Below are 10,624 nucleotides of genomic sequence, written 5' to 3'. Positions count from 1 at the left end.
GTATATTACGCTTTCCTCCTGCAGAGTCAACCTCTATTTCAGAAGTTTTTCTCCGGCGGCGCAGTCTCCTGTGCCTCTCAACCCGCTTCCCGTTGCCGGTGTTCCGTGTCGATGGAGGCGCATTATAGGGATCCCGTTTCAGAGCACAACCCTTTTTTTGGATCTTTTATCTGAACGGTTATAAATGATCCAGATTGATGAGATCGCCAGCGATCCAGGCCAGAATTGGCTTGTCAGCTGCCTGAAATCGCATCAGGCTGCATTGAAAACAGAACAAAGGAGAACATGATGACTTCCGCCCTACGTCCATATAAAGACCTTTTCCCGCAAACCGGCCAGCGCGTTATGGTCGATCCAAGCAGTGTTGTGGTCGGTGATGTCATAATGGAGGACGACGTGAGCATCTGGCCGCTGGTTGCGATTAGGGGGGATGTGAATCAGGTGCGCATTGGTGCCCGTACTAATGTACAGGACGGCAGCGTTCTGCACGTTACGCATAAATCAGCGTCTAACCCGCAAGGCTTCCCTCTTATTATTGGCGAGGATGTCACGGTCGGGCATAAAGCGATGTTACACGGCTGTACCATTGGCGATCGCGTGCTGGTCGGAATGGGATCGATTCTGCTTGATGGCGTAATAGTAGAAGAAGAAGTGATGATTGGTGCCGGAAGTCTGGTGCCGCCAGGTAAAAGACTGGAGAGCGGCTATCTCTATCTGGGTAGTCCGGTCAGGCAGATCAGGCCGCTGAATGACAATGAGAAGGAAGGTTTACGCTATTCCGCTAATAATTATGTCGCCTGGAAAGATGATTATCTGGCGGGAGATAACCAGATCCAGCCCTGAGCATCAATATTATCCTGACGGATAGCCGCTTCGGCCTCATCTTCCAGATCCCAGCGATGGTGCTGAAACAGCGCCATCGTCTCCCCTTCACCAAAACGTGAAGTCAGCGACTTCCCGCTGATTGCACAGGTCAGCCGCATGCCGTTGACCAGCACCGGGAAACAGACCGCGTTCAGTTCAGCATTATAGGTTTCATCATCAGGAAACTGTATCGCCTGATTCATGGCTGCATGGCCTGTTTAAGCTGGGTAATCACCGGTGCGATTTCCGGCATCACACCGTGCCACAGATAGAAGGCATGAGCAGCCTGCCCCACCAGCATGCCCAAACCATCTGCCAGATGAGCCGTGCCCTGCGCCTGACACCAGCGCAGGAAAGGCGTCAGCCCGCTTTGATAAAACATGTCATAACAGCGCACATCAGCATGAATGACTGCTGCAGGTAAAGGAGGGGTTTCGCCATTCACGCCGCTTGAGGTCGCATTAATGATCAGATCAAAGTGCTGATCTGCAAGCTGCTCAAAACCACATGCGCGGATAGTGCCGCTCCCTGCAAACAGGCTAGCCAGCTCTTCCGCCCGCGCGGCGGTACGGTTAACAACAGTGAGTGTCACGCCTGCTGAGAGAAGCGGCAGAATGACCCCACGTGCAGCACCGCCCGCCCCCACCAGCAATACCTTGTCACCAGAGTTGATCATCTTCAGCCGTTCAAGATCGCTTAACAGCCCGATACCATCCGTGTTGTCACCCAGGATCTGCCCATCGCTGAGTTTTTTCACCGTGTTTACCGCGCCGGACAGGGCTGCACGTTCGCTGAGCTGATCGGCAAATTCCCATGCCTGCTGTTTAAAAGGTAACGTCACGTTGGCGCCACGGCCTCCCTGTTCGAAAAAGGCAGAGAGCGCCTGAGGAAAACCATCTATCGGGGCACAAATCCGACCATAGCGATGTTCAACGCCCGTCTGTTCAGCGAAAGCCTGATGGATCAGCGGAGATTTACTGTGGTTGATCGGATTACCGAAAACGGCGAATTGATCCATGAATTAGCCCTGACGTATAAGTTCGCCGCTGATGACATCGCGGATTTCAGAGGGATTGAGCCGCCCACCCGTTTTTCCCGACAGAACCGGGAACTGCTCACCAAACTGCTGCTTCACTTCTTCAGCCGTTCGGCAGGGAGGCAGGCCTGACAGATTTGCACTGGTTGAGACCAGCGGTTTACCAAATGCGCGGCAAAGGGCCTGCACATCAGGATGGTCACTGACGCGAATGGCCAGTGAATCAAACTGTCCGGTAAGCCAGCGAGGCGTTTGTGGCGGAACGGGTACGACAAAGGTCACCGGGCCGGGCCAGCATGCAAACATCCGCTCACGCTGTATCACAGACAGTTCCCGAGCGGAGATGTAAGGTTCCAGCTGGGTGTAATCAGCCGCAATCAGGATAAGCCCCTTTTCTACCGGACGCTGTTTCAGCGCCAGTAAAGCCATGACGGCAGATTCACTGTCAGGGTCACAGCCCAGACCAAATACGGCTTCAGTAGGATAGGCGATGACCGCCTGTCGATTCAGCTGCTCTAGGCAGGTTTCAAGTGAATCGGCGAGGTGTTGATTTTCCATGGTCTATGAATTCTCTTCAGCAATGGCTTTGCCACAACTTTTACTGGCGCAAAAGCGTTTGATCCCTTGGGCCGTCTTTTTTTCAACTAATAGCGGATACTGGCAATAAGGACAGATTCCGGCAACGGGTGTCAGATTCACAACAAACTGGCAGGCTGGATAGCGATCACAGGAGTGAAACGTTTTGCCGTAACGGGAGCGCCGCTGAACTAACCGGCCTTCATGGCACTGTGGACAGGCCAGCGAGGTTTCATCTGGTTTGTCGATGGTTTCGGTGTATCCGCATTCCGGATAGAGGCTACAGCCAATGAACATGCCAAATCGCCCCTGCCGCAACACTTTATCCGCACCGCATTCGGGACAGGCGTGGCCTTCCAGCACTTTGACCACATGACCATCGGCCTGACCCTTTAAGGGTCGAATGTAGTCGCATGCCGGGTAGTTCGCGCAGCCCAGAAAAGGACCGTGTTTACCGGAGCGGATAACCAGTTCTGCCCCGCAAGCGGGGCAGGGATCCTGTTTACGCACGGTGAAGAGTGCAGCTTTACTCATAGCGATCAATGCATGAAAGGAAATTTAATGCAGCATACCTTCATTGGCGTCGAATAGCAGTTCTTCCATCTGCTGATAGGCATTTTCACATCCGGGAATGTTGAACAACACCATCAGTACCACCCATTTGAGATCTTCCAGGTCAAACTCAGAGGTATCCAGCGCCATAATGCGTTCGATGACCATTTCACGCGTTTCCAGGTTCAACACCTGAATCTGCTCCAGGAACAGCAGGAAACCACGGCTGTCAGCATCTAAACGTTTGCTCTCTTCATCGGTATAAATACGCATGGAGAGCGGATCATTTGTCAGTAAAATTGGCGCAACCAGTCCTTCCTGATAGTCAGCCAATCTTTCTAACCAGTTCAGCGCACTGTAAATATCTTCACGATGGAACCCGGCATCCGTCAGGTCGTCTGTCAATCTGTCCTGATCAACACCCATTTCTGCTTCGTTGTGGATATATGTCTCAAACAAATACATCAGTACGTCGAACATGGCATGCCCTCCTCAATCGGACATAGCCGCCGGGTACAGCTGCGATCCATCCTGCTAACTCCAGTTCCAGCAACTGAGCTGAGATAACTGGCACAGATTGGCCGGCACGTTCAGCGACAACGTCAACAGGTGTAACATCATCACCTACGTTAGCCAACACATCAGCAAATGGCAATGGAGCATCGTCACTCACCTCAGAATAAATTTCACCGCCCGGTGTCATCGGCAGCCAGTTAAGTGCACTTGCCAGATCTTCCACGATGTTATGGGGATGGGCCACCAGCAGCGCCCCCTGCTGAATCAGCCAGTTTACGCCTTCGCTTAACGGGTTACCGAGCGCGCCAGGTAAGGCATAGACATTACGATTTTGCTCCAGCCCATACCGCGCCGTTACCAGGGAACCACTCTTCAGCGAGGCTTCTACCACCAGCACCCCATGGCTCAGGCCGCTGATAATACGATTACGGCGCGGAAAATTAAGCGGATGCGGCAGGGTCGTCAGCGGAAACTCAGAAACTACCGCACCACCCTGTTCAACGATCTCTGCGGCAAGATGGGCATGATTGCTGGGATAGAGCCGCTGCAAACCACTACCTAACACGGCCACCGTTTTACCGCCTACGTTGAGTGCTGCCTGATGCGCAACACCATCAATACCCCTTGCCAGTCCGCTGGTAATGGTCAGACCGCTGAGGCTTAAGTGCTGGGTAAACCAGTCGCACCAGTAGCGGCCATAGTGTGAACAGTTTCGGCTGCCCACCACCGCTAACTGTGGTGTGCTGATAAGCGCAGGATCGCCATCAATATAGAGCAGCGGCGGAAAGCGGTTGGTTTCTTTAAGACGGGCAGGATAGGCCGCGTCCAGAGCAGTCACCAGATGATGAGCCGGACTCTGATCCAGCCAGGAATAGACTTCTGTGAGATTATTTTCATTAAAATCATCATATTGCTGGCACTGGCTCTCATCTAAGCCAAGCCGGATAAGCTGCTCCCTGTCTGTCTGTCCGGCACCTATTTGCTGCGCCACATCAACCCAGCGTTTTCCTGTCATTCCAGTGACGGCGGCCAGCCGTACAGACTGCGCTATTTTGTCCATCTTCAGCTCCCTGATCGCCCTTGCTTCCTGCCGCAGAATGCTGTCAATCAGGCCTCGAAAAGTCTACAATATAAGGTAGTAATCTTTTCTTAACCGAATACAGATCTGGATATTTATGTCAGTTTTGCAGGTATTACATTTCCCTGACGAGCGTCTTCGCAAAGTTGCTGCGCCCGTTAAAGAAGTTAACGCAGACATTCAGCGTATCGTTGATGATATGTTCGAGACGATGTATGCCGAAGAAGGTATCGGTCTTGCGGCTACGCAGGTCGATATTCATCAGCGCATTATCGTGATTGACGTCTCTGAAAGTCGTGAAGAGCGTTTAGTGCTGATTAACCCTGAGCTGCTGGAAAAAAGCGGTGAAACCGGCATTGAAGAGGGCTGCCTCTCTATTCCGGAACAGCGCGCATTTGTTCCGCGTGCCGAGCGGGTAAAGGTCCGTGCACTGGATCGCGAGGGTAAAAGTTTCGAACTGGAAGCCAGCGAGTTACTGGCCATCTGTATCCAGCATGAGATCGATCATCTGGAAGGCAAACTGTTTATCGATTATCTGTCGCCTTTAAAGCGGCAACGGATCAAAAATAAATTAGAGAAACTGGCGCGTCAGAACGCGCAGGCTTCCTGAGATCTTAATAAGGGATAAACGTGTCTGCCCCGCTAAAAATCATCTTTGCCGGCACACCTGACTTTGCAGCGCGTCATCTTGACGCGCTGCTTGCTTCTGAACATCAGGTTATCGGCGTATTCACCCAACCCGACCGTCCTGCTGGTCGCGGTAACAAATTAACGCCAGGCCCGGTCAAAACGCTGGCGATGGCACATGACATTCCGGTTTATCAGCCTAAGTCACTGCGACCTGAAGAAAATCAGCAACTGGTTGCTGACCTCAAGGCCGATGTGATGGTGGTTGTGGCCTACGGATTAATTCTGCCCAAGGCCGTGCTTGATATGCCACGTCTGGGATGCATCAATGTCCATGGCTCACTGCTGCCACGCTGGCGTGGAGCTGCGCCTATTCAACGTGCGCTCTGGGCTGGCGACAGCGAAACCGGCGTGACCATCATGCAGATGGACGTGGGACTGGATACCGGCGATATGCTGCATAAGCTGGCCTGTCCGATTACTGCCCAGGATACCAGTGCCACGCTGTATGACAAGCTGGCACAGCTTGGCCCACAGGGGCTGCTGGATACGCTGACATTACTGACCACTCAGCAGGCTTCACCTGAAAAACAGGATGAAACGCTGGCCAACTATGCTGAGAAACTCAGTAAAGAGGAGGCACGTCTTGACTGGACACTCTCTGCAGAACAGCTTGAGCGTTGTATTCGCGCTTTTAACCCGTGGCCGATGAGCTTTTTCACCATTGAAGATCAGCCGGTTAAAGTCTGGCAGGCAAGCGTTCTGCCCCACAGCGATCGTGCGCCTGGTGAAATTATTCATGCTGACAAGCATGGCATCCAGGTGGCGACGGCTCAGGGCGTACTGAACCTGCTCCAGTTGCAGCCCGCCGGTAAAAAACCGATGTCGGCTCAGGATCTTCTCAACTCGCGCCGGGAATGGTTTGAACCTGGAACCCTTCTGGACTGACTCTCAGGCCCGGTCCCTCACCGGGCCTTTTGTTTGATGACAAAACCCTATGACTAAATCTATCAACCTGCGTAGCCTCTCGGCTCAACTTATTGAGCGTGTGGTCGACAAGGGCGAATCCCTGAATACGGCACTGCCAGCCGCCCAGAAAAAGCTCTCTGACAAAGATAGCGCATTAGTGCAGGAGATCTGTTTTGGCGTATTGCGCACATTACCGCAGCTGGAAGCGCTGATTGGCAAACTGATGGAGCGTCCACTTACCGGCAAACAGCGGGTTCTGCACTATCTGATCATGGTCGGGCTTTATCAGCTGGAATATACCCGTGTGCCTGCCCATGCCGCACTGGCAGAAACCGTCGCGGGCGCCGAAGTACTGAAGCGCACCAGTATGAAAGGCTTATTAAATGGCGTATTACGCCAGTTTCAGCGTCAGCGGGAAGAGCTGCTCGCCACTGTTCAGGATGGCCCGCAACGCTATCTGCATCCCGGATGGCTGCTAAAGCGTTTACAGCATGCCTGGCCGGAACAATGGCAACAGATTGTCGAAGCAAATAATCTGCGTCCGCCGATGTGGCTGCGGGTTAATCGCCAGCACCACGATCGTGACACGTGGCTGGCTATGCTGGCCGAAAGCGGCAGGAATGCACAGCCTGCTGTCGATGTGCCGGATGCGCTGCGGCTTGACGCCCCTGCCCCGGTCAGCCAGCTACCAGGCTTTGATCAGGGTTGGGTTACCGTGCAGGATTTATCTGCTCAGCGCTGTGCCTTGCTGCTTGAGCCCCAAAACGGCGAACAGATTCTGGATTTATGCGCTGCGCCCGGCGGTAAAACGACCCATATCCTTGAAATCGCGCCTCAGGCCGAAGTTATGGCCGTCGACGTGGATGCGCAGCGTCTTAAACGCGTAAATGAGAATCTGCAGCGACTGGGTATGAAAGCAGACGTGAAACAGGGTGATGGACGAACGCCGCAACAGTGGTGCGGCGTTCGTCAGTTTGACCGTATTCTGCTGGATGCGCCCTGCTCTGCTACCGGTGTGATCCGACGCCATCCTGATATTAAGTGGCTGCGTCGCGATCGGGATATCGCCGAGCTGGCAAAGCTTCAGGGTGAAATTCTTGATGCTATCTGGCCGCACCTGAAACCTGGCGGTACACTGATTTATGCCACCTGCTCCATCCTGCCTGAAGAGAATCATCAGCAGATAGATGCTTTCCTGCAGCGCCAGCATGATGCGCAGGCAGAGCCCCTCAGAGATGCGCCCGCGAACGGCTTACAGGTATTCCCGGAAGCCGAGGGCGGAGATGGTTTCTTCTACGCTAAGCTGATAAAAAAATCGGGTACAAACTGAAATGAGTATTGATAAGCGATGAAAATAATCATTCTGGGCGCAGGACAGGTTGGCGGAACCCTGGCAGAAAATCTGGTGGGTGAAAACAACGATATCACGGTGGTTGATACCGACTCTTCACGCCTGCGTCACCTGCAGGATAAGTTCGATCTTCGCGTCGTGCAGGGTCATGGTTCTCATCCACGCATTTTACGTGAGGCGGGTGCAGAAGATGCCGACATGCTGGTTGCCGTAACCAACTCCGATGAAACCAACATGATTGCCTGTCAGATTGCTTATTCGCTTTTCAATACGCCGAATCGTATCGCCCGTATTCGCGCGGCCGATTATCTGCGTGATGCGGACAAATTATTTATTCCTGAAGCGGTGCCTATCGATCACCTGATCTCGCCTGAACAGCTGGTGATCGACAATATCTATCGTTTAATCCAGTACCCTGGCGCATTGCAGGTCGTCAACTTTGCTGAAGGCAAAGTCAGCCTCGCCGTGGTGAAAGCTTATTATGGCGGGCCACTGGTAGGAAATCCGCTATCGATCATGCGTGAGCATATGCCACACATTGATACCCGCGTAGCCGCTATATTTCGTCAGGATCGCCCCATTCGCCCGCAGGGTTCAACCATCGTAGAAGCGGGTGATGAAGTCTTTTTCATTGCAGCCAGTCAGAACATTCGTGCGGTAATGAGTGAAATGCAGCGGCTGGAGAAACCTTATAAACGGATTATGCTGGTAGGTGGCGGTAATATCGGTTTCGGTCTGGCACAAAAACTTGAGAAAAATTACAGCGTGAAGCTGATTGAACGTAACCCCCAGCGCGCAGCAGAACTGGCAGAGCATCTTCACGACACAGTCGTCTTTTATGGCGATGCGTCAGATCAGGAACTTCTCGCTGAAGAACATGTTGATCAGGTTGATCTCTTTATCGCCGTCACCAACGATGATGAAGCCAATATTATGTCAGCCATGCTGGCAAAAAAGATGGGGGCGAAGAAGGTTATGGTGCTGATTCAGCGCCGCGCCTACGTCGATCTGGTACAAGGCAGCGTTATCGATATCGCTATTTCACCTCAGCAGGCCACGATCTCTGCCCTGCTTGGTCATGTGCGCAAAGCGGATATCGTGGGCGTTTCATCGCTACGACGCGGTATTGCAGAAGCGATCGAAGCGATAGCGCACGGAGACGAATCAACTTCACGCGTGGTCGGCCGCTCCATTGATGATATCAAACTACCGCCAGGCACCATTATTGGCGCAGTGGTTCGTGGAGACGATGTGATGATTGCCAATGATAACCTGCGAATTGAACAAGGTGATCATGTCATCATGTTCCTGACCGACAAGAAGTTTGTATCAGATGTGGAACGTCTCTTCCAGCCGAGTCCATTTTTCCTGTAAATGCCGCGTTTATAGGCGAACAGAACACAAGGAACGCAAAACTGCCGCTTAATTCGCTGTGTTGATGGCAAAACCAGTAGGGTTTGTTAGACTTTATGGCATTGGCTTGGGCAAGGAGATAAGTATGAGTTTAATCAAAGAGTTTCGCGATTTCGCAATGCGCGGCAATGTGATGGATTTAGCCGTCGGTGTCATCATCGGTGCTGCATTCGGTAAAATTGTTTCATCGTTAGTCGCCAACATCATTATGCCGCCTTTAGGCTTACTGATTGGTGGTGTCGATTTTAAATCATTCGCCTGGGTACTTAAGCCTGCAGTTGGTGATGCTCCAGCCGTTGTAATGCAGTACGGTATCTTCCTTCAGACCATCTTCGATTTTGTCATCATCGCTTTCGCAATCTTTATGGCGATCAAGTTAATGAATCGTCTGTACAAGAAAAAAGAAGTAGAGAAGCCAGTTGCTAAACCGTCAAACGAAGAAGTTCTGCTGACTGAAATCCGCGATCTGCTGAAACAGCAGAATACCCGGGTCTAGTTAATAAGCCGCCGCACAGGCGGTTTTTTTAACCGTAAAAGCAGAAGGGCAGTGATAAGACGCTTTCTTATCACTGCCCTCCCATCCAGTCCCCTTGCCATGTTTCTCTTTCCGCTTGAAACTACCTTTACCCTTTTGCTTCTGCTCTATGCGTTGCCGAAATAGTGGGTCGTGTAACAGAGCCTGAATCGCGTTATCGCGGATTTGCCCTTTGGTGTGCTGATATTTACTCATGACGCCTCCTGTTGAGATGGTCTGATACTCTATTCCTTTGCAGCAAAATAACAATATGCTTATTTGCTCGAAGCCTCTCCCCGCTCCAGCGCCTCAAGAATTGAGCACGAAATGCTACTGTGACTGTCACCACAACAGGCATCGGAAAGGTGTCGCAGAGAACGCTGCATCGTTTCTAATTCTGCGATCATCTGAGCAACTTCGCTCAGCCGTTTTTCAACGATCGCTTTTGATTCCTGACAGGTGTGGTGCGCAGGATCAACCCGGATCGAAAGTAGCTCTCTGATCGCTTCCAGACTGAAACCCAGTTTACGACCATAACGAATAAATTTCAGACGCTGAAGATCGCCCTCGCTGTAAAGGCGAAAACCACCTTCCGTCCGACCATCATGATCCATCATCTGCTGCTTTTCATAAAAACGGATAGTATCTGGCGTCACCTCCGCAAGCTTAGCTAACTGACCGATGCGAAACATTTACTCCTCCTCGCGGAAACGATGCTGAATAGCAGTGGAATAACTGCCATGGAGAAAATCGGTACTTATACCCGCCTGGCGTAATCTTAGCTCCAGCACCTGAAGCCGATGGCAATGATCCTGATAATTTTGATCCGCAGGATCGAGGTTGCGAATAAGATCGTTAACTTCCATGGCTTCACGTCTGAGCTCAAGCTCCGGCGGCAGAAAGCCCGCATTTTTCAGTAAACGGTAGCCCGCTCTTAACTCAGGCGGAACATGACTGTCATCATCCAGCTGCAGCGGCTTACCAGAGCCGGGAAGATTACTCAGCTCGCCTTTTTCCAGCGCCGCTTTGATGTGCTGTTCAGCAAGTTCATCAACCAGCCACATAGTTAGCTCCTTTGAACATGAAAAGAGTAAGCTCTAAGGTAGTAAATTTCAGGCAATAAAAAAC

15 protein-coding genes are annotated in these 10,624 nt (G+C 52.0%); 6 read left to right on the top strand and 9 right to left on the bottom strand.

The genetic code is table 11. From position 1 onward, the window contains the following. The first annotated feature begins 288 nt into the window (after nucleotides 1-288). On the top strand, nucleotides 289-843 hold the full coding sequence (locus HFD87_RS22700; RefSeq protein WP_010671596.1) for a gamma carbonic anhydrase family protein: 555 nt from the start codon (nucleotides 289-291) through the stop codon (nucleotides 841-843). Here the strand turns inward: HFD87_RS22700 and HFD87_RS22695 are convergent. From HFD87_RS22695 to dprA, 6 genes are read right to left on the bottom strand one after another with little or no spacing between them, the layout of a single operon-like run. Next, a complete protein-coding gene (locus HFD87_RS22695; protein WP_050680330.1) occupies nucleotides 810-1,067 on the bottom strand; it encodes a DUF1488 domain-containing protein in 258 nt (85 codons plus the stop codon). The genes HFD87_RS22700 and HFD87_RS22695 overlap by 34 nt on opposite strands. Next, nucleotides 1,064-1,882 carry a shikimate dehydrogenase gene (aroE, locus tag HFD87_RS22690; protein WP_129063162.1) on the bottom strand — a complete coding sequence of 273 codons (819 nt, stop codon included), beginning with the start codon at nucleotides 1,880-1,882 and terminating at the stop codon, nucleotides 1,064-1,066. The genes HFD87_RS22695 and aroE overlap by 4 nt, the downstream gene beginning before the upstream one ends. Before the next feature lie 3 nt (nucleotides 1,883-1,885). Then, the gene (tsaC, locus tag HFD87_RS22685; RefSeq protein WP_010252735.1) at nucleotides 1,886-2,458 is read right to left on the bottom strand and encodes an L-threonylcarbamoyladenylate synthase type 1 TsaC; all 573 of its coding nucleotides are present in this window, start codon (nucleotides 2,456-2,458) and stop codon (nucleotides 1,886-1,888) included. Between the two features lie 3 nt (nucleotides 2,459-2,461). After that, nucleotides 2,462-3,010 carry a topoisomerase DNA-binding C4 zinc finger domain-containing protein gene (locus HFD87_RS22680; RefSeq protein WP_010252738.1) on the bottom strand — a complete coding sequence of 183 codons (549 nt, stop codon included), beginning with the start codon at nucleotides 3,008-3,010 and terminating at the stop codon, nucleotides 2,462-2,464. A 24-nt stretch (nucleotides 3,011-3,034) separates the two neighbouring features. After that, complete coding sequence (smg, locus tag HFD87_RS22675; protein WP_010252741.1) at nucleotides 3,035-3,508, bottom strand: DUF494 family protein Smg; 474 nt, start codon at nucleotides 3,506-3,508, stop codon at nucleotides 3,035-3,037. Then, entirely contained in the window at nucleotides 3,480-4,604 is a 1,125-nt protein-coding gene (dprA, locus tag HFD87_RS22670; protein WP_167423950.1) for a DNA-protecting protein DprA, read from the bottom strand. The genes smg and dprA overlap by 29 nt, the downstream gene beginning before the upstream one ends. Nucleotides 4,605-4,719: 115 nt before the next feature. On the opposite strand from dprA, the gene def reads away from it, so the two are divergent. The 5 genes from def (at nucleotide 4,720) to mscL (ending at nucleotide 9,478) form a co-directional block, all read left to right on the top strand. Next, nucleotides 4,720-5,232: a peptide deformylase gene (gene def / locus HFD87_RS22665; protein WP_010252747.1), complete on the top strand. Its 513-nt coding sequence runs from the start codon at nucleotides 4,720-4,722 to the stop codon at nucleotides 5,230-5,232. A 20-nt stretch (nucleotides 5,233-5,252) separates the two neighbouring features. Then, entirely contained in the window at nucleotides 5,253-6,197 is a 945-nt protein-coding gene (gene fmt, locus HFD87_RS22660; protein WP_158131344.1) for a methionyl-tRNA formyltransferase, read from the top strand. Between the two features lie 49 nt (nucleotides 6,198-6,246). Then, entirely contained in the window at nucleotides 6,247-7,548 is a 1,302-nt protein-coding gene (gene rsmB / locus HFD87_RS22655) for a 16S rRNA (cytosine(967)-C(5))-methyltransferase RsmB (RefSeq protein ID WP_167423949.1), read from the top strand. An 18-nt stretch (nucleotides 7,549-7,566) separates the two neighbouring features. Continuing rightward, nucleotides 7,567-8,943, top strand: a complete 1,377-nt coding sequence (gene trkA, locus HFD87_RS22650; protein ID WP_010252756.1) for a Trk system potassium transporter TrkA — start codon at nucleotides 7,567-7,569, stop codon at nucleotides 8,941-8,943. Nucleotides 8,944-9,067: 124 nt separating this feature from the next. Further along, nucleotides 9,068-9,478, top strand: a complete 411-nt coding sequence (mscL, locus tag HFD87_RS22645) for a large-conductance mechanosensitive channel protein MscL (protein WP_022625142.1) — start codon at nucleotides 9,068-9,070, stop codon at nucleotides 9,476-9,478. Here mscL and HFD87_RS22640 read toward each other — a convergent pair whose 3' ends face one another. The 3 genes from HFD87_RS22640 to HFD87_RS22630 are packed head-to-tail and all read right to left on the bottom strand — an operon-like array spanning nucleotide 9,479 to nucleotide 10,560. Next, nucleotides 9,479-9,712, bottom strand: coding sequence for an alternative ribosome-rescue factor A (locus HFD87_RS22640; protein WP_010252762.1), 234 nt, complete (start codon nucleotides 9,710-9,712; stop codon nucleotides 9,479-9,481). 59 nt (nucleotides 9,713-9,771) lie between these two features. Beyond that, the gene (gene zntR, locus HFD87_RS22635) at nucleotides 9,772-10,188 is read right to left on the bottom strand and encodes a Zn(2+)-responsive transcriptional regulator (RefSeq protein ID WP_010252765.1); all 417 of its coding nucleotides are present in this window, start codon (nucleotides 10,186-10,188) and stop codon (nucleotides 9,772-9,774) included. Continuing rightward, nucleotides 10,189-10,560, bottom strand: coding sequence for a DUF1992 domain-containing protein (locus HFD87_RS22630; RefSeq protein ID WP_010252768.1), 372 nt, complete (start codon nucleotides 10,558-10,560; stop codon nucleotides 10,189-10,191). Nucleotides 10,561-10,624 lie beyond the last annotated feature (64 nt).

The organism is Pantoea sp. EKM21T (genome assembly GCF_011800405.1).
Taxonomy (GTDB): domain Bacteria; phylum Pseudomonadota; class Gammaproteobacteria; order Enterobacterales; family Enterobacteriaceae; genus Pantoea; species Pantoea agglomerans.
This window is presented reverse-complemented; position numbering and strand designations above follow the sequence as displayed.